Source organism: Novosphingobium sp. (assembly GCF_036733805.1).
Taxonomy (GTDB): Bacteria; Pseudomonadota; Alphaproteobacteria; order Sphingomonadales; family Sphingomonadaceae; genus Novosphingobium.
In genome coordinates, this window is sequence record NZ_DAIMZT010000002.1 from 77,307 (window position 1) to 98,906 (window position 21,600).

General features: G+C 62.1%; 17 protein-coding genes. 5 read left to right on the forward strand and 12 right to left on the reverse strand.

What is annotated here, in order from left to right; genetic code table 11:
- Positions 1 to 9 precede the first annotated feature (9 nt).
- The 7 genes from V7D69_RS01045 to V7D69_RS01075 all read right to left on the reverse strand — a co-directional run bounded on the left by V7D69_RS01045 (position 10) and on the right by V7D69_RS01075 (position 8,701).
- Positions 10 to 249, reverse strand: coding sequence for a hypothetical protein (locus V7D69_RS01045; RefSeq protein ID WP_333604855.1), 240 nt, complete (start codon positions 247 to 249; stop codon positions 10 to 12).
- Positions 249 to 2,519: a xanthine dehydrogenase family protein molybdopterin-binding subunit gene (locus tag V7D69_RS01050; RefSeq protein ID WP_333604856.1), complete on the reverse strand. Its 2,271-nt coding sequence runs from the start codon at positions 2,517 to 2,519 to the stop codon at positions 249 to 251. The genes V7D69_RS01045 and V7D69_RS01050 overlap by 1 nt, the downstream gene beginning before the upstream one ends.
- On the reverse strand, positions 2,516 to 3,004 hold the full coding sequence (locus tag V7D69_RS01055) for a (2Fe-2S)-binding protein (protein WP_324062042.1): 489 nt from the start codon (positions 3,002 to 3,004) through the stop codon (positions 2,516 to 2,518). The genes V7D69_RS01050 and V7D69_RS01055 overlap by 4 nt, the downstream gene beginning before the upstream one ends.
- Positions 3,001 to 3,870, reverse strand: coding sequence for an FAD binding domain-containing protein (locus tag V7D69_RS01060; RefSeq protein ID WP_324062044.1), 870 nt, complete (start codon positions 3,868 to 3,870; stop codon positions 3,001 to 3,003). Before V7D69_RS01060 ends, V7D69_RS01055 begins: the two co-directional genes overlap by 4 nt.
- Before the next feature lie 267 nt (positions 3,871 to 4,137).
- Positions 4,138 to 5,151, reverse strand: coding sequence for a GGDEF domain-containing protein (locus tag V7D69_RS01065; protein WP_324062046.1), 1,014 nt, complete (start codon positions 5,149 to 5,151; stop codon positions 4,138 to 4,140).
- 66 nt (positions 5,152 to 5,217) lie between these two features.
- Positions 5,218 to 7,764 carry a penicillin-binding protein 1A gene (locus tag V7D69_RS01070; RefSeq protein WP_324062048.1) on the reverse strand — a complete coding sequence of 849 codons (2,547 nt, stop codon included), beginning with the start codon at positions 7,762 to 7,764 and terminating at the stop codon, positions 5,218 to 5,220.
- A 70-nt stretch (positions 7,765 to 7,834) separates the two neighbouring features.
- Positions 7,835 to 8,701 (reverse strand): N-acetylmuramoyl-L-alanine amidase family protein, encoded by an 867-nt coding sequence (locus V7D69_RS01075; RefSeq protein WP_324062050.1) that lies wholly within the window; start codon positions 8,699 to 8,701, stop codon positions 7,835 to 7,837.
- Between the two features lie 573 nt (positions 8,702 to 9,274).
- On the opposite strand from V7D69_RS01075, the gene V7D69_RS01080 reads away from it, so the two are divergent.
- Complete coding sequence (locus V7D69_RS01080) at positions 9,275 to 12,010, forward strand: ribonuclease E/G (RefSeq protein ID WP_333604857.1); 2,736 nt, start codon at positions 9,275 to 9,277, stop codon at positions 12,008 to 12,010.
- Between the two features lie 373 nt (positions 12,011 to 12,383).
- On the opposite strand, the gene V7D69_RS01085 is transcribed toward V7D69_RS01080, so the two are convergent.
- Positions 12,384 to 13,091, reverse strand: a complete 708-nt coding sequence (locus tag V7D69_RS01085; RefSeq protein WP_333604858.1) for a sugar transferase — start codon at positions 13,089 to 13,091, stop codon at positions 12,384 to 12,386.
- Between the two features lie 173 nt (positions 13,092 to 13,264).
- Complete coding sequence (locus tag V7D69_RS01090; protein ID WP_333604859.1) at positions 13,265 to 13,525, reverse strand: hypothetical protein; 261 nt, start codon at positions 13,523 to 13,525, stop codon at positions 13,265 to 13,267.
- Positions 13,526 to 14,110: 585 nt separating this feature from the next.
- On the opposite strand from V7D69_RS01090, the gene V7D69_RS01095 reads away from it, so the two are divergent.
- Together V7D69_RS01095 and V7D69_RS01100 are read left to right on the forward strand one after the other, a co-directional pair.
- Complete coding sequence (locus V7D69_RS01095; RefSeq protein ID WP_333604860.1) at positions 14,111 to 15,931, forward strand: type I secretion system permease/ATPase; 1,821 nt, start codon at positions 14,111 to 14,113, stop codon at positions 15,929 to 15,931.
- On the forward strand, positions 15,928 to 17,286 hold the full coding sequence (locus V7D69_RS01100; RefSeq protein ID WP_324062059.1) for an HlyD family type I secretion periplasmic adaptor subunit: 1,359 nt from the start codon (positions 15,928 to 15,930) through the stop codon (positions 17,284 to 17,286). Before V7D69_RS01095 ends, V7D69_RS01100 begins: the two co-directional genes overlap by 4 nt.
- 15 nt (positions 17,287 to 17,301) lie before the next feature.
- Here the strand turns inward: V7D69_RS01100 and V7D69_RS01105 are convergent, their stop codons facing one another.
- From V7D69_RS01105 to V7D69_RS01115, 3 genes are all read right to left on the reverse strand, one after another.
- Complete coding sequence (locus V7D69_RS01105; RefSeq protein WP_324062061.1) at positions 17,302 to 17,436, reverse strand: hypothetical protein; 135 nt, start codon at positions 17,434 to 17,436, stop codon at positions 17,302 to 17,304.
- 198 nt (positions 17,437 to 17,634) lie between these two features.
- The gene (locus tag V7D69_RS01110) at positions 17,635 to 18,426 is read right to left on the reverse strand and encodes a metallophosphoesterase family protein (RefSeq protein ID WP_333604861.1); all 792 of its coding nucleotides are present in this window, start codon (positions 18,424 to 18,426) and stop codon (positions 17,635 to 17,637) included.
- Positions 18,426 to 19,625: a hypothetical protein gene (locus V7D69_RS01115; protein ID WP_333604862.1), complete on the reverse strand. Its 1,200-nt coding sequence runs from the start codon at positions 19,623 to 19,625 to the stop codon at positions 18,426 to 18,428. The genes V7D69_RS01110 and V7D69_RS01115 overlap by 1 nt, the downstream gene beginning before the upstream one ends.
- A gap of 272 nt (positions 19,626 to 19,897) precedes the next feature.
- Here V7D69_RS01115 and V7D69_RS01120 point away from each other — a divergent pair, with 272 nt between their 5' ends.
- Positions 19,898 to 20,170: a spike base protein, RCAP_Rcc01079 family gene (locus V7D69_RS01120; RefSeq protein ID WP_324062067.1), complete on the forward strand. Its 273-nt coding sequence runs from the start codon at positions 19,898 to 19,900 to the stop codon at positions 20,168 to 20,170.
- A gap of 3 nt (positions 20,171 to 20,173) precedes the next feature.
- The gene (locus V7D69_RS01125) at positions 20,174 to 21,430 is read left to right on the forward strand and encodes a GDSL-type esterase/lipase family protein (RefSeq protein WP_324062069.1); all 1,257 of its coding nucleotides are present in this window, start codon (positions 20,174 to 20,176) and stop codon (positions 21,428 to 21,430) included.
- The last annotated feature ends 170 nt before the right edge of the window (positions 21,431 to 21,600 follow it).

The window sequence follows — 21,600 nt, forward strand, 5'->3', positions numbered from 1 at the left end:
CGCCATTGCTTACCCACCCCCAACGCGCGGCAGGATAATGACTTCTGCTACCTCGGCTAGATCGCGGGACCAGTCAGTCTCCAGCACGCCGTCCACCGCGAAGTGAACGCGAGGCTGTGCGATTGCGGCAAAGCCCGGTGCGAGCGCGTCCAGCCCACCGACCAGATCGAACAGGTTTCGCCCCTCCAGCGCCAGCTGGGCGGCACCGAAGAACTCCTTGTCGAAGGGCGGCATCACTACGATACGCATCAGTTATCAAGATGGAGAGCGGCATAGACCCGATCCGGCGCCATCGGCAATTCACGTAGACGCGTACCCGCCGCAGCATGGATCGCATTGGCGACGGCGGCAAGCGGCGGCACGATGGGCACTTCACCCACCCCCTTCACCCCGTAAGGATGATCGGGGTTTGGCACCTCGACCATAACAGCCTCTATCATTGGGAGGTCCGATGCCACGGGCATTCGATAGTCGAGGAAACCAGGATTATCGAGGCGGCCCCGGTCGTTGTAGATATAAGTCTCGTTAAGCGCCCAGCCGATGCCCTGTGCAGCGCCGCCCTGAATCTGACCCTCAACGTAATCCGAATGGATCGCCGTACCGACATCCTGGATCGCGGTATAGCGCACGATCTTGACGTGTCCGGTCTCCAGATCAACCTCAACATCGCAGATATGCAAGCCGAAGCCCGGCAGCCATCCGGCGGCATTGATAGCAGCAACGCAGGAAACCGGCCCCCCCGTATGTGCGGCCCGCCCCGCGATCTTGGCGACCGAGATGCATGCCCCACTCTTTTCGCCCGACAGGCACCGCATCTCACCCTCCTGCCACGCCACCTCTTCAAGCGGCACGCCCCACATCCGGGCGGCACGATCGCGCAGAACCTCCTTCACCTGCCCAGCCGCCTCGACCACCGCCTTACCGGTGGCGAACGTGGTGCGGCTGCCGCCTGTCACCATCGAAAAACCGATCGAGGAGGTATCGGCGACGACGCAGCGCACCTGTTCGTAAGGCACCTCAAGCGCTTCGGCCGCCATGATCGCCATGGATGCGCGCGAACCGCCGATATCGGGGCTGCCGGTGGCGACGATGAAAGTGCCGTCCTCAGCCAGGCTCACAACCGCTGTGGAGGGCCCACCATAATTACCCCAGTATCCACCGGCGATGCCCCTGCCCTGATTCGGTCCGAGCGGCGCCGACCAATGTGGATGAGCCTTGGCTGCTTCCAGGCATTCGACCCAGCCGATCCGCCCCCAGGGTACGCCCGAAATCTGAGGATCTCCTTCGACGGCAGCATTCTTCAAACGCAGTTCGAGCGGGTCCATTCCAAGTTTGTCCGCCAGTTCGTCAATCGCGCTTTCCACCGCGAAGTTGACTTGCGGCGCGCCCGGCGCTCGGTAAGCCTTGGCTGCTGGACGATTGCAGAGCACCTCAGTGCCGACCACGCGGGCATTGGCGATGCGGTAATGTCCGATCGCGCTGGCAACACCTGCGCCCGCGTCGATCGCCGGGAAAGCCCCGGAGTGATACTTGAACTCGACATCGGCGGCCACCAGCGTACCATCCGCATCCGCGCCAATGCGCACGTCGATCACCGCACCCGGCGCCGGCCCGGTCGCCCGGAACACGTCTTCACGCGTCATGGCCAAGCGAACAGGACGGCCGGACTTCCTTGAGAGGATCATCGCAACCGGTTCGAGATAGACCGTTGTTTTGCCGCCGAAGCCCCCGCCGATCTCCAGCGGCATCACCCGGATATCAGCCTGGGGGATCGCCAGCACCGATGCCACCAACGAGCGCACCGCGAAGTGGCCCTGGCTCGAACACCAGATCAGTGCCTGCCCATCACCGTTCCACGAAGCAACGCACGCATGGGGCTCGATATAACCCTGATGCACAGGCTCCATCGCATAGCGGCCGCCGACTGAAACCGCGGCCCCCGCCAGCGCCGCATCCACATCGCCCCGCCCCATCTCGACGCGCATGGAGGCATTGGACGGCTTCTGGCTGTCTGGGTCCACGCCTTTGGTACGCACATCCTCATGCAGCAATGGCGCATCGTCGGCCAGCGCCTCATCCAGCCCCAGAACGAAGGGCAGTTCCTCGTATTCGACCGTGATGAGGTTCAGTGCCTCGCGAGCGATCTCAGGCGCGGTCGCCGCAACGGCGGCCACCGCGTGCCCTTCGTAAAGCACCTTGTCGAGCGCGAGGCAGTTGCGCGCGATGTGAACGATATCCGACGCCCCTTCGCCCACGTGCATGACCAGCGACTGCAACGTCGGAAAATCCCGGCCCGTTGCCACCGTCTTCACGCCGGGAAGCGCTTCCGCCTTGCGCGTATCGATCGAGGTGATGCGCGCATGCGGATGCGGGCTGCGCAAGATGGCGCCCCAAAGCATTCCCGGCGCCTTGAAATCAGGCCCGTAGAGCGCCTTGCCCGTCACTTTGTCGACGCCGTCCGGCCGCACCGGCCGGGTGCCCACGTGGCGAAATTGCTTCATGGTCTCAGGCGCGTTCATGCCGGCGTCCTTTCCTGGCGAAGTTCCGCGGCCGCATCGATCACCGCGCGCACGATCTTATCGTAGCCGGTGCAGCGACACAGGTTGCCGGCGAGCCAATAACGAACCTCGGTCTCGGTCGGATTGGGATTACGGTCCAGCAGTGCCTTCGCCGCGATGATGAAGCCCGGTGTGCAAAACCCGCATTGCAGCGCGGCATGTTCCAGGAATTTGCGCTGCACCGGGTGAAGGACGGAACCTTCCGCCACCCCTTCGATAGTTTGCACGGACCGCCCTTGCGCCTCGGCGGCGAGCACAAGACAGGAGCAGACCATCTCCCCGTCCAGAACGACGGTGCAAGCCCCGCAATCGCCGGAGCCGCAACCCTCCTTTGATCCGGTCAGGTCCAAGGTATCTCTCAGAACGTCCAGCAAGGAAGCGCCCCGATCGCAAAGGAACTCGGTCGCATCGCCGTTGACGGTGGCGGAAACGTGAACCTTGCTCATGCTTTCGCTCCCGTACGGGCCGCAGCGATCAGTGCGGCCCGGCGGGCTAGAACGCCCACCATGGCCTTGCGATAAGCGACGGTGCCGCGCCTGTCATCGATGGGGTGAGCGGCAGCTTGGACCGCCCGCGACAGCGCTGCCAGCGCATCATCCTGGAGCTTTGATCCGATCAGCGCCTTGCCGGCTTCCTTGACAAGCATCACCGTAGGTCCAACCGCACCCAGCGCCACGCGCGCGGCGATGCAGACACCCTCCCCATCCAGGACAAGGCTTATCCCCACACCCACCACCGCGATATCCATTTCCGTGCGAGGGGTGGAACGCAGATAGGCATCGCCACCCCCTTTCGGACGGGCGGGCAGGCGAAGCTCTACAAGAAATTCGCCGGGCGCCAGCGAAGTCTTGCCCGGCGCGACCGGGATCGCTTCCACCGGCGCTTCGCGCAGGCCGGACGGACCGGCAATCGCACATGTGGCTCCTGCCGCCACAAGGGCCGGGACGCTGTCCGCCGCCGGAGAGGCGTTGCACAAATTGCCCGCGATAGTCGCACGGTTGCGCACCTGGACCGAACCGATCAGGTTCGCAGCCTCGACCACCCCCGGCCAGGCGCGATCAAGTGCATCGTCGCGTTTCAGCGCGGTGCAAGGCGTGGCGGCGCCAATGACGAAAGCATCCCCGTCGCGCCGGATACCGATCATCCCCTCTATCCGTTTAAGATCGATCACAGCGCCCGGCGTGTAACGGCCGGATCGCATCTGAACGATAAGGTCTGTTCCTCCACCAAGCGGCCGCGCGGAAGGATCGGCGGCCAGCAGCGCTACGGCGCTTTCGACGGTTTGGGGGGCATGAAAAGCTGGGGACGGCATTGGATTCTCCTGCCGGTCTGTCTGGCCTGTCAAAGTCGGAGCCCGCAACGGATTCGTCAACCGTCTTTACAGGGCCGCCCGATACCTGATCCAGCTGGGACGATGCAGCAGCATCCGCCGGTCATATTGGCGATGATCGAAACGAGTCGTGGCGGCCGGTGTTAATATCTGCATGATGCCCCGCGCATATACGGCAGAACATCGTTCTCTACGGCGCGCTGGCGGCTAATTTATATCAGACCTGAGAAACGCGAAGACGCGGCATAGCTAAGCAGCCGCACGCGTTGATGGCCCTTGAGTGGGTTGCTCCTGCGCCGGAGATTCCTCGTCCGCGCGGCCGGCCTGTCTCACGCGCGACGCCGGCTCAGCGGGAGCTGCCGCGACCGAAGGCAGCATATCGCTGATCTTGTCCGCCCTTGAAATCACGACGCCTAGCTGGGATTGCTTGGCCTGGTACATAAGTTGGTCCGCAGCGCGCAGTTCGGCGTCGATGTCAATCGAACCGTCGGGCAAAAGCAAAATCCCGAGGCTGCATTTGAGGCAGGTCATGCCCTCCGCCGTGTCACCGTTAAGGGCTTCGTGCAATCGCCTGCCCACAGCGGACCCCGCCTCCTCATTCTTCAATTTCATGAAGATCACGAACTCGTCACCGCCCACGCGCGCGAAGATATCGCCTTTGCGAATGGTCCGGCGCACGGTTTGCGCGAAGACCTTCAAGCACTGGTCTCCCTGCGCATGGCCGCATTCGTCATTCAAAGCCTTCAGCCCGTCGAGATCGGCGTAGACCAATGCCGACCACCCGCCAGGACTCTGGTCGTTCTCCACCACCTCGAAAAACGCGTGCCGATTGAACGCCCCGGTCAGCGGGTCCGTTCGAGCAGAGCGCCATTCCCGCTCGCAGGTCCGGCGCGCCATCCCGATAAAGCCGACGACGATCGCGAGGCCGATGAACCGGACCGCCAGATTAGGCCATTCCGACCCTCCGGTGTCGGAATAGAAAGGCAAAGTGCCGGTGGCGATTTTCATCCCCATGACAAGCAGGCCCATGGCGATAGCTGCGCGGGCGCTTAATACCCAGGCAGCCAACGCAATCACGGCAAGATAGGCAGGCCCGAACCAGATGCGCCCGCCCAAAACCGCATCAGCGACGCCCGCTCCGCAGAGCAGTAAAACGGTCGTCGACCAGGCGAGGCGGGGCGCCATCCGAAACAGAAATGACGGCTCCAGCACCAATGCGGGATGAGGTGCCTGTCTCCGCTCGCGATGCTGTCCCTCCGTCATGCTGCACAGCGTAATGCGCAAGCCGCTAAAGTTGCATTAATGAATGTAGCGATTGGCGGGGTGCTATCAGTAAAGACCGCCCTGCTCTTCGGCGAAGTCCTCCATCTGAGTTCCGGAAGCTCGAGCGGCAGCCGCCTGATGCTCATCACGCGCCTGCCGGATCTGCGCCACCAGGGCATCGCGGCGACGCGTAAATTCGTCTTGCGCGGTATATTGCTGCGGTTCGGTGTCCGGCTTGAACGCCTCCCAGATCACGGACGCCTTGGGATCATCGCTCGGTTCGCCGCCCATGATGGGCTTGCCGGTGACGCGGTCGATCCGAACCATGCGGATGCCCGCGGGCGCAAGCAGCGGGCGCAATGTCCAACGCGGCCGCGTGGCCAGCACCACGTCCTTGAAGATCGGCGCCGAGATGCGCCCGCCCTGGGCCCATCCGCCGAGCGAACGCGGCGTGTCGTAACCGACGTAAACGCCACCCACGTAGTCCTGATTGCCGCCCATGAACCAGACGTCTGTGGGGCCGTTGGTGGTGCCCGTCTTGCCGAAGAGCGGCAGGTTCAGATCGCGAAGGCGGACAGCAGTGCCCCGTATAATCACCCCCTCAAGCATGTGGACGACCTGGTAAGCGGTATCGGCGTCAAGCACGCGCTTGCCTCTGCGCTCGATGCGGGGCATCGGCTTTCCATCCCACTCGCGCATATTGCAGCTGTCGCAATGGCGCGGATCGGAGCGCCAGATAACCTTGCCATTGCGGTCCTGCACGTAATCGATCAGTGACGAGGGATATTGCACGCCGTTGTTCGCCAGTGACGAATAAGCGTTGACCAGACGCTCCACCGTGGTCTCTCCCGCGCCCAGGGCGAAGGAGAGATAGGGCTGGTAATCGCCGATGCCGAAATTGTGGAAGGTCTTGATAACGCGCGGCATGCCGGTGTCGTTGGCGATCCGCACCGTCATCAGGTTGCGCGACTGTTCCAGCCCCCAGCGCATAGTGTGGCTGCCATAGCCGCCTTCATTGCCGAAGTTCCTGAAGCACTTGTTGCCCAGCCCCGCCCCTTGGAATACGCAGAAAGTGCCATCCAGCACCTCCGTCGCCGGGGTCATGCCATATTGCAGCGCGGTGGCGTAGACGAACGGCTTTATGGTCGAACCCGGCTGACGCTCCGCCTGCACCGCCCGGTTGAACGATCCCAGGCCGGCGTCAAAACCGCCTTGCATGGCCAGGATACGGCCCGACCATGGCTGCTCCATTATCATGCCGCCTGACACGGCGGGAACGGTACGCAGCGCCCAAGTGCCAGCCGAAACCGGTTCAGCGACGACGAGATCGCCCGGTCTGGCATTATCAGCAATGCCAACCAACGCGGCGATATTACCGTCGGCGAAACCGATCCGTCCGTTGCCGCCCGACGCATCCAGTATCACGCCGACCCGCCAGTTCTTGTAATCGATCGTCTTGTTGGCAACGATCAACTGCGACTGCCAATTATTCAGATCGTCGATATGCGCGATCGGGCCAGCCCAGCCGCTATTGCCGTGAAAGTTGAGCAGCCCCTTGCGCAGCGCGTCCCGAACCACCTTCTGCATCTGCACGTCAAGCGAAGTACGGACCCACAAACCGCCAGCGTAAACACTGTTCGGTCCATCCTCCGCCTTTTCACCGTACTTGTCGATCAGGCGGCGCCGCACTTCCTCGACAAAGTAGCCGTTGGCCGCGTCATACACTTCTGCGCGGCGTGGAATGAGGCCGAGCGGCTTGGCCTTGGCGATGTCCGCCTGCTCCCGCGTGGCCCAGCCATTATGCACCATCTGGTCCAGCACCCAGTTGCGCCGGGCGATCGCCATGTCTTCGAACTGCTTGCGGCCATAACGCTCCGGCGCCTTCGGCAGGATGGCCAGGAACGCCGCTTCGTTCAGATCCAGATCGGCTACGTCCTTGCCAAAATAAGCGCGGGCCGCGGCCTGGACACCGAAGCTCTGGCGGCCCAGGGGAATCTCGTTGAGGTAGAGTTCCAGGATCTGCTGCTTGGTCAGGACGCTTTCGATACGCCGGGCGAGAACCATTTCCTTCAGCTTACGCGTGACGGAATACTCGTCTCCGATCAGAATGTTCTTGGCCACCTGTTGCGTGATCGTCGAACCGCCGCGCGCGCGGCCGCCTGTGCCGAGCTTAGAAGCATAATCAATCACCGCTCCGGCGAGGCCAGTAAAATCGACGCCGCCATGCGTCCAGAACGTCTTGTCCTCAGCGGAGAGAAAAGCATTGATAAGCGGACGCGGGAAGTCGACGAAGCGCAATTGCACGCGCCGCTCCCGCGCATAGCTGTAGACTATCTGGCCATCGAGCCCGCGCACCATCGTCGGCAAAGGTGGCTGATAGCGCAGCAGAGTGTTCGCGTCAGGCAAGTTGCGGGTCAGCACGACCCAGAAACCGGCCAAGACTATCAGGCCCGCCGCACACAGATAAGAGAAACGGCGCAGCCACTTGCTGCCGCGCCAGGCTGTCGCGAAAGCCGCCATCCGCCCCGCGGCCTCCCGGCGGATACGGAAGCTCACGTCTTGGGGCGGCTGTTCGCCGGGATCTATGCCGGAATTATCGGTCGCGTCGCTCATTACGCGTGCCCTTTAGCATGGTCGTTTCACGCAAGACTAGACGGGAGGAACGAAAATGCGGCCGGCAGCTTCACACGCCGTTCTTTCGCGCGAAATAGACGCGGATTGCCCGCGCCGCCGCATCGGCGATAATCGCCCTGCCCTCCGGCGATTGCAGAAAGGCATAATCCTGCGGGTTGTTGATATAACCCGTCTCAAGCAAGACCGAGGGGATGTCCGGCGCCTTCAGCACGGCCAGGGCGGCAGTCTCCACGCTGTCTCGATGCAGCCCCACATTCTCCTCGCGCAGTTCGCGCAGCATCAAGTTGGCCAATTGCGCGGAACCCGCCTGAGTGCCACGCTGCGACAGATCCAGCAGGATCGCGCCAACATTGGCGCTCGTTTGCGAAAGCGATACGCCGTTAATCCGGTCCGCTCCATTTTCGCGCGCAGCAAAGCGCTCCGCCGCCTCGCTCGAGCCCTTTTCCGACAGGACATAGACGCTGGCGCCGCGCGCCTGATCGTTCTCAGCGCTGTCGGCATGAATGGAGACGAACAAATCCGCGTTCAAACGGCGCGCGATATCGGGACGATCGGGAAGCGCGATGAAACGATCGGCATCGCGGGTCAGCGCCACCCGCACGCCGCCGGCGGCCAGCAAACGGTCGCGAATGGCCAGCGCGACCGCCAGCGCCACGTCCTTTTCCCGGATGCTTTCAGCGCCGGCGCCGGGATCGAAGCCGCCATGGCCCGCGTCAATAACCACGAGCGGCCGGCTGGCGTCGGCCGGCCCCTCCACGTTAGGAAGATCGACCGGGGCTTCGGCGCTCGGCAGATCGAAGCGCACAAGGTAATCGTAATCGCCTTTCGCGCGCATTGCGCTGGACACCACGATACCTGCGATCAGCAATGCCAGAGGCGCAGACAGGATCAAGGCCAGTTGTATCGGGCGCGGCATGGCCGCCCTGACTAGGTTCAGTTCGCATTCCCGGCAATGCCGGCCCGCCCGGTTCCCACGGATTTTGTAAAGTATCCGGTAACCAGGCCGAGCCTAAAAGCATGTCAGGCAAGCAACTTGCCGTTGCCAGCCTTGAATGCTAGGCAAGCTTTCTCCGGGGCCAAGCTGCCTTCGGTCTCGCAATCCGAAACAAGCATCACCAGATGATGCAGGACGAGATCGATTGGGCCGGAACCGGAGCGTCGATGCCGGAAAATCCGTTTCCGGGTCCGAACAGGTTGATGCAAGCCATGAGAAGCCAATTGCCGCCCTGCCAGCCGACGCCTGAAAGGGCGTGGGCGGTTTGGCCGCAGTTTTCCGCGCGTCCGATTTCGCCGCGCGATCTCCCGCTTGCAGACACATTAGCCACAGGCGGAGCGATGGATTGCTCCGCTTTCATGCATACCTTCGCCCTCGATACGAGAAACCCTGTCGCACTGGATCAGGCATTTCTCGCTATCAGGGCCACTTTCGAACAGAACCGCGCCTCCACGGCTGATCCGGCCAGGACCAGGCGCGCATGGAGATTACATAATGGCAACGCGCATGCTGATAGATGCGCGCCACCCGGAAGAAACGCGGGTGGCGGTACTCAAAGGAAACCGCATTGAAGAGTTCGATTTCGAATCGACCGAACGAAAACAGATAAAGGGCAATATCTACCTGGCGAAGGTGACGCGCGTCGAACCTTCGCTTCAGGCGGCGTTTGTTGATTTTGGCGGGAACCGCCACGGGTTCCTCGCCTTCAGCGAAATTCATCCCGATTACTATCAGATCCCTAAGGAAGACCGCGAGGCATTGCTGGCTGAAGAAGCCGCTCTGCGCGAAAGCGAAGTCGAAGACGCCGAAGACGACGGCGACCTTGAGGGAGAGGAATTCGAGGATGGCGGCCTGACCGAGGTCGACACTTCGGAAAAGGACGAAGTCGCCACGATTGAGGACGGCAACGTCGAAAACGGCTTTTCCGACGGCAGCGACGGCGAAGAGGAAAGCCTCGAAGCCGACGACACCGATAACCGCGGCCACCGCGGTCGCCGGCGTCAAGGCAAGGCGCGCTCCAAGGAAGCTGATGAACTGCGCGCCAAGCGCTTGGCGTTGCGCCGCCGCTACAAGATCCAGGACGTGATTCACCGCCGCCAGGTGCTGCTGGTGCAGGTCGTGAAGGAAGAGCGCGGCAACAAGGGCGCGGCCCTGACCACTTACCTCAGCCTGGCCGGCCGCTACTGCGTGCTCATGCCCAATTCGAGCCATGGCGGCGGCATCAGCCGCAAGATCAACTCCGCCAGCGACCGCAAGCGACTGAAATCGATCATCGCCGAACTGCAGCTTCCGCGCAGCATGGGCTGCATCGTACGCACCGCCGGCCTTCAGCGCACCAAGACCGAGATCAAGCGCGACTTCGATTATCTCGCCCGCCTGTGGGATGAATTGCGCGAAAGGACGCTGCGCTCGGCAGCCCCGATGCTGATCCATTCGGACAGCGATCTCATCAAGCGCGCGATCCGCGATATCTACAACCGCGACATCGAAGAGGTGGTGGTCGAAGGCGAGGAAGGCTATCGCGCCGCCAAGGACTTCATGAAGCTGCTCATGCCCAGCCATGCGCGCAAGGTGAAGCCTTACTCCGATCCGGTGCCGCTGTTCCAGCGCTATGGCGCGGAAGATCAGCTGACCGCGATGTATGACCCTGTAGTACAGCTGCGAAGCGGCGGCTACATCGTCATCAACCCGACCGAAGCACTGGTTTCGATCGACATCAACTCGGGCCGCGCCACCAAGGAGCACGGCATCGAGCAAACGGCGGTCGCCACCAATCTGGAAGCCGCGCACGAAATCGCCCGCCAGCTTCGCCTGCGCGACATGGCCGGCCTTGTCGTGATTGACTTCATCGACATGGAATACGGATCGAACGTCCGCAAGGTCGAGAAGGCGATGAAGGAAGCGCTCAAGAACGATCGGGCGCGCATTCAGGTCGGCCGCATTTCCAGCTTCGGACTGATGGAAATGAGCCGGCAGCGCCTGCGCACCGGCGTGCTTGAGGCCACCACCCGCGCCTGCCCGCACTGTGACGGCACGGGGCTGGTTCGCACCGCCAGCTCCGCCGGTCTTGCCGCATTGCGCCTGATCGAGGATGAGGCGGCCAAGGGCAAGGGCGTTGTCATCACCTTGTTCGCTTCCACAGAGGCGGCCGTCTATCTGCTTAACGCCAAGCGAGCGGACCTCGCCGATATCGAGGCGCGATACGGGGTGTCCGCGGAAGTCATTCCCGAAGGCGAGAACGAAGGCGCGAAAATGCGCGTCATCTCGTCCGGGCCGCGCAATGAGTTCGTTCCCCGCTTCGAACCGATCGCAGCCGAAGTCGAAGATGAAGAGGTCTTCGAAGAAGATGAGGATGAGATCGAGCGCGAAGAAGTTCGCGAACAAGCGGACGATGACGGGAATGGCGGTACGCGTCGCAGGCGACGCAAACGCCGTCGCGGTCGCCATCGCAACCGAGCGGAAGAGTTGGACGCCGACGTCTCGCCAACCGACGAGCACGACGAGGACGAAGACGCCGAGGAGCCGGAAATCCAGGAGCATGCCGACGCGGACCGCGAAGCCGCCGAAGCCGAAGGCTCCGATGCGCCGCGTAAGCGCCGTCGCAGGGGAGGCCGTCGCCGTCGGGGTCGTCGGGGCGAAAATGGCGCGGAAGATCTCGAAGGGGTAATCGACGACGAGGCAATGGCCGAAATCGCGGAGCCGATCGCGGAAGAACAAGCGCCAGTCGCGGGTGCCGCACCCGTGATCGACGTGGAGGCGCCAAAGCCCAAGCGCACCCGCCGCAAGAAGGCCGTCGCAGAAGACGAAAGCGGCGGACCTGCGGCGGTTGCGCCTGCCGAAGCGGAGGAAGCCACGGAAGCAAAGCCCAGGCGTGGCCGTCGCAAGAAGATTGACGAGGCCGAACCGGCAGCGACGGTTGTTGTTGAGGCTAAGGAAACCGAACCCAAGCCCAAGCGCACGCGCCGCAAGAAGGCTGAGACGGCAGAGCCGGAGGCTATCGCTCAGCCTGCTCCGGTTGTCGAAGAAGCTCCTGCCAAACCCAAGCGCGGCCGCCGCAAAAAGGTCGAGGATACGGAAGCCTCCGCTGCTCCGGTTTCTGACGCGTCCATGGATCTGCCCGCCGCCGGATCGCCAGGCGCGGCGAACGATGCGAACGGCTCAAGCGAAGCTGAAACCGATGACGGCGAACCGACGCGTCGCGGTTGGTGGCAACGTACCTTCGGCGCCTGACAAGAGCAAAGCTGAAAGGTTTCAGGGCTTCCGTCGCTGACGGGAGCCCTTTCCTTTTACCATCGCCGCAGAGCATCACATATACCCATTCGGCATGATGAAACTTGCGCCGCTCGGTCCTTGAGCGCCGCGCACGCGTGTTTCGATTTCGGCCTTGAGAACCGAAGTTTGTCCGGAGCTTGGCGAAGGTGCTCCACAAGAACGCAGAACTCATGAGCCCTTTTCGGGGGGCCGAGGCGCGCTCGCAGCCATTGTGAAAAGGAGCGGCGCGTCCTCACCTGTAGTTTCGGCAAGCGCGGCGTCGCGCCTCGTTCGATAAGATGGAGGCGCGGACTAACTTCTTCGCAGCCGGCCGAGCGCGAAGCCAGTCAGTTCAGTACGTACCACGTTGAAGGAGAACGCTGGGCACCGTCGCCACGAGAATCCGCAGATAGAGACCCGTTGTCAGCGCCCTGGTAAAGGTGACGTCAAAGGCCACCCGGCGACGGTAGGAAACGTCGTTACGACCACTGATCTGCCACAGCCCTGTAATTCCTGGGCGCACCGCGCAGTAATGTTCAAAATATCGGCCGTAGCGTGGAACTTCACTGCGCACGATCGGGCGAGGTCCGACCAAGCTCATTTCACCACGCAGCACGTTGAAAAGCTGGGGAAGCTCATCCAGACTGGACTTGCGGAGAAATTGCCCAAGCTGCGTAATCCGCGGATCATTGCGAAGCTTCTGGTCTTTCGCCCATTCCGCGCGCGCGCGCTCGTCCGAAGCGAGGAGCGCTTGCAGCCGTTGCTCCGCATCGACGGCCATGGAGCGGAATTTGAGGCAGTAGAAATCCTTACCCCCCAAACCGATCCGCTTATGAGCAAAGAAAATCGGACCCGGATCCAAAATCGCCACGGCCAGCGCCAGAAGCAGCATCAGCGGCGCAAAGATCAACAGCGCCGTCAATGCAAAGACGATGTCCAGTCCGCGAATTACTTCTATTTTCAGGGAATTAAACAGGCGCGCCGATTCTTGAGAGCCCCGCCCTCTGGCGCCTGCATATACGAAAGTACCCGATCGCAATTCCGTACCTTGCTGCGGCATACGAGTATCCCTGACGATTCGTTGCAGTGCAGCATATATCGTTGGTTAGAGATTGAAACACCGCTGTGAGCAAAACGAGACAAAGCCCTCTCGGCATAGGGTGAACCGTGCCGGCGCTTCTACATGCCTCAATAATCCGCAATTATATCCTTATTATTCAAGCGGTTATAATTTCATATTCGGTAAATCAGGGCGTAAACCAACGCCCAGGAAAACGCCGTGCCGATCGAGAGCATGAGCGCCCTGACCCACAAGGGAAATTTCTTCGGGTCCGGCAAAGCCTCTTCAGGCAGGCCGCTGACCAGAACGATAGGGACAACATTGTGCGTCCTACCGTCATGCCCCGCGAACGCGCCATCGGATGCATAAGCGGATCCCGCATTGCCCTGACCGTTCAGAGCAGCCCCCTGGGGGATACCGTTGCTGTCGCTCACTAAGACCTCTCGTCCTTCGTACTAGCCTGACGGTTGCATCTCCTCTCCGATCGCAACCATAACCGCCTGAAAGGCAACGGCGTTCGGGCTCCCCTCTGAACCAAGTGATACTGGCTACCACATTAGGTGCCTAATTGACAGTGAGGACGATAAAAATTGCGCATAATTTCGCGGGTTCGGTGGCCCTACGCCGACCTTCCATCGGGAATTATGCGTTGTGCGGATCGTCCCAGGTTAGACGCCCCTTTGCCCTTTGCTAAGCAATTTTAGATAAATCAACGCGATGTCCGGGAATAAACGGGGCGGTATCCCAGCCGCGAGCGCACGCGGCCCCGAGGTTCCAATTAATGCAAAGCCGGCAGGGCCGATATCCGATCCGACAGGCGCGATAATGTCCGTTGCATAAAAGACTAACCTCTCTGCAATGCTGACCGCCCAACCGCATCATTCCGTCTCATGATACTGGAAACGCTCATCAAAGTGCGTCATAGTTCGGCCGTCAGCTGCTGTGCTCCGCCGGCCCTGGCCTGCGCTCTCTCATTTCCGGGTCGCTCTGGAAATCCGCCGAAGGGATATAGCGATGGGATGCGCGCGATGCTTCAGGCGGAAGCTGTTCCGCTCGATCTTATTGGAGGCCCTCATGCGCCGCGCGATCGGTTCCACCGTCTTGTCATGAGCCCATCGGTTTCCGTTCTTTCCCAGGCCATCGCCGAGTGCCGGCGGCACATCCGTTTCGCGGCGGGCTTCAGTGCGCTCGTCAATCTGCTTTATATCGTTCCCACGCTGTACATGCTCCAGGTCTATGAACGGGTCGTGCCCACCGGCGGCCTGCAGACGCTCGCGTTTCTCACTCTGGTCCTGCTCTTCGGCCTTTCGACGCTGTCTCTGCTGGATCGCATTCGCAGCCGCTTGCTGGTGCGCGGCGGCGTGCGACTGGACTGCTTGCTCAGCCCGGCCGTGCTCGAAGCCGCCATCGCGCGGCCCCGATCCGCGGAGGCGCGCCAGGCGCTGCGCGATTTCGACACCGTCCGTAATGCCCTGTCCGGTCCGGCCGCACTGGCCGTTCTCGATATTCCCTGGCTGCCGATCTACCTGATCGTGTGCTTCATCATGCATCCGGCCATCGGAGCCATGGCCCTTTTCGGCGGGATCGCGCTGCCTTTTATTGCTTGGCTGAATGAGCGAACGGTGCGTTCCGGATTATCGGAGGTCCGCAACGCCGCCTTCCGATCGCAACAGGAGCAGAATGCAGCCATCGACGGCGCCGAAGTGCTTCGCGCCTTGGGCATGCAGCGCAATTTCGTAGCGCGGGCGTTGAAGCGCCGGGATGCGATGCTGACGATGCAGGCGAGCACCGGGTTCCTGAACGGAGACTTCGTCACCGCCACCAAGTTCCTGCGGCTGGCGCTCCAGTCCCTGGCGCTGGGCGCGGGGGCATGGTTGGCGGTTGAACGGCAGATTTCGCCAGGAGCCATCTTTGCGTCGTCATTCCTGATCGCGCGAGCACTCTCCCCGGTTGAACAAGTCATCGGGAATTGGAAGACTGTGGCGGACGCCCGCAAGGCATGGCGCGATCTCGGTCGGCTTTTCGATGATCTTACCTCAGATGCATCACGTACGACCCTTCCCGCCCCGCAAGGTCGCGTGGAACTGGAAGCCGTGTTCGTCCTTGACCCCGCGCATTCCCGCGTCATCGTCCAGAATGTCAGCTTGTCGGTAGAGCCCGGCCAAATCCTTGCGATCATGGGTCCCAGCGGAGCGGGAAAATCAACTCTGGCGCGTTGCGTGGCCAACGCCCTTTTGCCCGACCGAGGTTCGATCCGCTTCGATGGTTCGAACATTCGCGATTGGGACGCGGAAACGCTGGGCCGGCATATCGGATACCTGCCGCAGACTCCCACGCTCTTCGAAGGCACTATCGCTGAAAACATCGCGCGCTTCGCAGGAGAGACTGACTCCGACCAGGCCAAGCTGGATGAAATGGTGATCGCGGCAGCGCGCCGGGTCTTCGCGCATGAACTTATTCTTCAGCTTCCCGGTGGCTATCAGTACGGTATCGCGCAAGGCGGGCTGGGCCTGTCGGCCGGGCAGTCGCAGCGGATCGCGCTGGCCCGCGCGGTGTTCGGGGCTCCAACGGTCCTGGTGCTGGACGAGCCCAACGCTCATCTCGACACGGAAGGCGACCAGCGGCTCATGGAGCTTCTCGCCGGTCTGAAGCGACAGCGGCGAACCGTCATCATCGTGACGCACAAGCTCACCGTCATGCCGGTTGTCGACCGGATCGCTGTGATGAAGGAAGGCCAGTTGGCCATGCTCGGATCGCGCGACGAAGTGCTGGCCAAGATCGCCCGCCCTCTTCCGGCGACTTTGCCGCCCGTTCCCGAACGTCAGGAGGCCGGGTCGTGAGCGCATCCATCGCAGCCGGCGAGGCTCCTCTTATCCGGGGCGCCCCGGATATCGCCCAACCGACGCGGGACATCCGCCACGGCCTTATTGTGGCGGCCGCCTTTTTCGTCCTGTTTCTGGGTTGGGCAGCCCTCGCGCGGCTGGACGCGGCCGTCCAGGCGCCGGGGGTCTTGGTGGTTTCCGGCGAGAAGCAGTCCGTTCAGCATCGCGACGGAGGCATCATCGATCGGATCGCGGCTCATGAAGGTTCGCGAGTGAACCAGGGAGACGTGCTCATTACCCTTTCGGCCCCCGAAGTGGAGGCGCAGGAACGTTCGCTGCAATCGCAATGGATTCAGCTTCTAGCCCAGCGGGCACGGCTGATGGCCGAGCAGACCGGTTCTGCGAACATCTTAGCGCCGCGCGAGTTCGCCGGTCTTGCGCAAGGCGATGCGCAGGAAGCCGCCGCGGCCCTACAACGCCAGACGGCGGAGCTTGGTCAGCGCCGGGGCGTGCTTGCCGCTCAACGAGAGGCGCTGCGTCAGCGTGTTGCTCAGTCAGGCGCGCAAGGTGGTGGCTATTCCCGGCAAGCCACGGCGACAGCGGAACAAGTGCGCCTGATTGACGAGCAATTGCGCGCAATGGCTCCGCTCGCCGAGAAAGGCTTCGTTTCGAAAAGCCGGATGCGCGAGCTGGAACGGGCCAAAGCGGCACTGATCGGGCAACAAGGGGAATATGCCGCCGACGTGGCGCGGGCGCAGGGCGCCGCCGGCGAATCGCTCTCGCAATCGATCGAGGCGCAGCGCACTTTCGAGGAGCGCACATTGTCCGAACTGCGCTCCGTCGAGACTGACATCGGCGACCTGACGCCTCGCCTTGCCGCGGCGCGGGAGCAATTGGCCCGCACGCAGATCCGCGCGCCAGCGACGGGTACGGTCGTTGCATTGAAAGTCTTCACGCCCGGCGGGGTGATCCAGGCCGGCCAGACGTTGATGGAGATCGTGCCAGACCATGAGCCCTTGCGCATGGAAATCCGGATCAACCCGGACGACGTGGACGATCTGGCGACCGGCATGGCAGCGCAAGTGCGCTTTCCGGGCCTTCACGATCGCCGGTTGCCGCCGCTGAACGGAAAGGTAACGCGAATCTCGGCTGACAGCTTGCAGGATGAACGCACCGGCGTGCGCTATTTCACCGGTGAAGTTACGGTGCCGACCAGCGAACTCGCCATTCTGCGGCGATTTCGCGGGCCGGGCTTCACCCTAAGGGCGGGAATGCCTATCGAGGCGCTGATTCCGCTGCGTAAGCGCACTGCCCTCGACTATGCGCTGGAGCCGCTGAGCAATTCGTTATGGGGTTCGTTTCGCGAGCATTGACGCCAGCCCATCCGTTCAAAAGATCAGCGCCAGTATCACACCCCAGATCAGGGCGGAGGCCGCAAGCGCGATCACAATCCCGCGGGCCGGGCTGCTCTGCGGCTCTTCGACATAGCTCTCGGGCGCTTCAGCGACGAGAAAGGTGCTCACAAGGGAAACATCGCGGCCAAGGTCAGCGGCGCTCGAGGAGGTTTGAACAAGACGCAAGGTACACCTACCGCAAAGGGGAGTAGAAAAGGCTCACCCCCTATATCGCTCAAGGGAGATTGACGGACGTTTCCCGAGCATGGTTGACGGACGTTTCCCGAGCATGGTTAATAGAAATTAGGCTGCGTAAAAGGTGTAAAATCAAACGGATGATCCGGATACGGGAACGGCCGGGCTTATGGCAAAGGGCACCGGCGTAAGCGAGATCGAATCCATGATCTCCACCCGATCGCCCACGAAGATGCCGGCGCTGAGGCGCCCGGACATGTAAGCGGCCGAATCCAGGCATAAGCGGCCCGGCGCGCCATAAACGTTGTCGCGCGGAGTGTGGCCGTGAACGATGAAGCGATCTGGGGTGACCGGCGCTTTCAGGAAATCGCTTCTGATCCATAGCAGATCGCGGGTCGTCTGCTGATCCAGCGGCACGCCGGGACGGATGCCAGCGTGAACGAACAGGAGGTCATCCGCCTCAATCATGAGTTCGAGGTTTTCCAGAAAGCGCAAGTGAGCAGACGGAACAGCCTGGCGCAGCCGCTCCCTGGCATCCGCCCAATCCGCCTCGCCCGCAAGATGCACGCCATAGGAGCGCAAGGTGGCATCCCCCCCATGCTCCGCCCAGGTGCGGCCGCGAATCCGCCCGGCCAGGAAATCGAGCAGCGTCTCTTCATGATTGCCCAGCAGGAACCGCGGCTCGAAATCGGTGTCGCCGGTAAATTCCAACAGCATGTCGATAACCACACGCGATTGCGGTCCCTTGTCGACATAGTCGCCGAGGAAGACGACCAGCGGGCGTTCCCGCTCTTCGTCCCTGCGCCTGCGGACGTCATCTTTCAGAGCGGGGAGCAAGCGCGCGAGCAGATCGGCGCGTCCGTGAATATCACCGATGGCGTAGATCAATCGTTCGCCGCCTTGCGCGGCCCCGGTCGAGAACATCACATCGACGCCAGACCGCTCCCCAGCGTGCGATCCGCATCCGACCTGCGCCCCCGATCGGCCGAACGTGACGCCGACTTCCGGGAGGTGACATGGAACATGGTGACCAACAGCACGCAAGTCAGCGGATTGTACGCGGTGAGCAAGGTCCCCTCAAACGAATACCATATGATAAGAACGAAGGCGAAACGGCGACTCATGCCGCCCTCCAACAGGCAGAAGATCACGAACGCATAGAAGATCACCGCTTCGATCAAGCCATATTCGACGGATAGTTTGGTAATTGGCCACCAGAAGGTGTTGCCCCCGCTTTCAATCTGGCCCGCGCCGATGCCGGAATAGAGACCCGCATCGCTGACGAGCGGTTTGGCCAGTCGATAAATCGGATCAATGAAGCGGGAGTTCGCGCTGGTCCCCGTCCTCCCGAACTCGTCGACCCGGTTCATCGTCAGCTCGAACCAATGGAGCTGAACGGCAATGAACAGCGTGGCGAGTATCGCCGCCAGAGCGCCGATGAAAGTGCGCGTGCTCATCCTCACGAAAAGGAGGGGCATGGCGACAACTACGAGCAGCGTGCCCGTACCGGCGAAGGTGGCGAAAAGAGTGGCGCCGAGAAAAGCGACGCGCGCCCACCGCTGAAAGAAGACGATCTCGATGATGACGGCCAGCGCAATGAACTGCGAAAGCGTGGACACTTCCAGGAAGAAGATGCCGGACGGCTTCATGTAATCCAGGCCGTAGCGGATCGGCTGAATATAATTGAATTGCGGAATCAGCAGGCTTTTGGGCAGAAGCAGGTCAAGATTGGGCCACCAACGCCAACCCACCGTGAACTGGATCGCATGCTGCGCCCATACCACCCCCGCAAAAAACAGCATCAGCGTGCTGAAAAAGCGCAGGCACTTCAGGTAAGTCTTCTGCTCGGTTCGAAAGGCAAAGACGAAAGGCAGATAAAGCGCCACCAGCAGCAGCACGCTTCCCTGGGAATAAGTTCGCGCGAATAGCCCAGTGCTCAACAGAATGGCCGTCATCGCAACGGCGCATGCCACTATCCGGCCGACGCGGATGAGTGGCCGTGCATAGACCAGGCCGACGCCGATCACGATGAAGCTCAACGGCACGATCAGCGGAAAAATCGCGCCATCGCCGGTCACCAGACCGATCTTCTGGAAGAAGGTGATGCCTATGAGCAGCGCCACGAACATCCAGTACAAAACGTCCTGGCTGCGATCGTCGGCAACTTCGCCTCGGGGACTTCGCGATCTGGTCTGACTTGCCACGCCGAATTGTTTCAACGCCCCGGATTCATTCAATTTTTTTTCGACGTCTGACAAGGGAGTTCCTTCGTCGCTTTGGGGGGATTGGGTGGACGCTACCGCAAAGAAACTTTCTGGCCAAGGGCGGTCAAAAAAACTTTCCTACACACCTTATTTTAGAACAAATAAGGAACGTAATGATTCGGAGCCCAGCTATGACCTCAACAGATCGCTTCTCCAATGTCAGTGACAGCATCCTCGCCGGTTCGCGCGCGCCTTATGCCGTGGCGCCCGATGACGTCGCCCCCCTGCCCGCTGTTCCGAAGGGCATATTCGTCGGCACCGGCGGCGACGTCACCTTGCGAGGGGCGGGTGCGGGCGCGGACGTGACGTACCGCAACTTGCCCGATGCCAGCTACATCGCGGTGCGCGCATCGCATGTCCGCGCCACCGGCACTACGGCCACCAACCTGATCGCGGAGGCGTGAAAGATGACCCGATCATCCGGAGCCTTGGGCTTTTCGCATGGCGCGGCCGACCGGTGGGGCCGTGAGCGAGGCTTGCCCGTGTTGCCGTCGTACCTGGGCCAGGTCGCGACCCGATCCTACGCGCCAAACAACATCGCCACCGGTTTCAAGAGCGGGAACGGCCAGACCTTCCACGTTGCGCGGGACGAGATTTCCAGTCTGCAGGTCGCTTACGCCAACTGGTATCAGAGCAGCACGGTCCACGAAGCAGGACCGGGCGGTGGGCTGACGATCACCGCCTCGATCCAGTACCCGATCGCCGCCAACCCGGACACGGGCGTCTGGCAGCGCTTCACCTGGGCCGGCCAGCCGGGCACCGGCATCATCCCGGACGGCGCCACCAGTGCGCTTTCGGACCTGCTTAAATTGCTCAGCCCGATCCCGCGCGGCGCCGCTTTTCTGCTGCGCTGGCATGCCGAGGCCAGCGCCCAGATTCCCTTCTGGCAATTCACCGGATCGAACAGCGCCGGGTACAATCAGATTGCGGAAGGCAACAGCACCGCCGGTTTCTACAGCGACAAGACCACGGGCGGCAGCATCGCTTCTGGCACCAGCGCGAACAATCTCTATCCGGTCCTGATCGTTTCGCAAACCGCGCGGCCAAGCCTTTACCTTCTGGGTGACAGCCGGGTCCACGGCATCGGCGACACTTTCGATGCAACTGGCCACACCGGCGAACTGGCGCGGTCGCTCGGCGATCACTTCGGCTATCTGAACATGGGGTGCCCCAGCGAGACGCTTCAGGGCTGGCTGGCCAATAACAGTCGGCGGCGCGCGCTGATCCCTTACTTCAGCCATATGGTGGGCAATATGTCGATCAATGACATCGCCGCCGGCCGAAGCACCGCGCAACTTGCCGCCGACATTGCCGCGGCGGCGGCGCTCGGCAAGGCAGCGGGCAAGAAAGTGTTGTGGGCGACGATCAGCCCCTCCGCCACGGGAACGTGGAGCACGGTCGGCGGCCAGACGGTATCCGCCGCCAATGCCCAACGTTACGGCGTCAACAATCTTCTACGGGCGCGCCAGGTCGCCGGCGTTGACGATATTTTCGATGTGGCCGGCGCGGTGGAGACGGGCCTGAACTCCGGCCTCTGGGCGGTGGAGCATGACGGCACGGCCGGCGTCGCCCTGACCTCAGACGGAATCCACGCGAACTATGCCGGCTATCAACGGATCAGGCGCAGCCGCGCGGTAGATCCGGCAGTGATCGGCATGACCTGACGCGGGCACGGGCCGGTCGGTCAGAAAGGCCGGTCGGCCTGGCATTCATCGCACGAACCGCGACAGCCCGGTGTTTGATGCGGACATGCGAAATCCCGCGAAAGGGCGGCCTTCAGACCGCGAAAAGCAAAAAATGCCGCGCTCGCGGCAATCGCTGCAACAATAACACG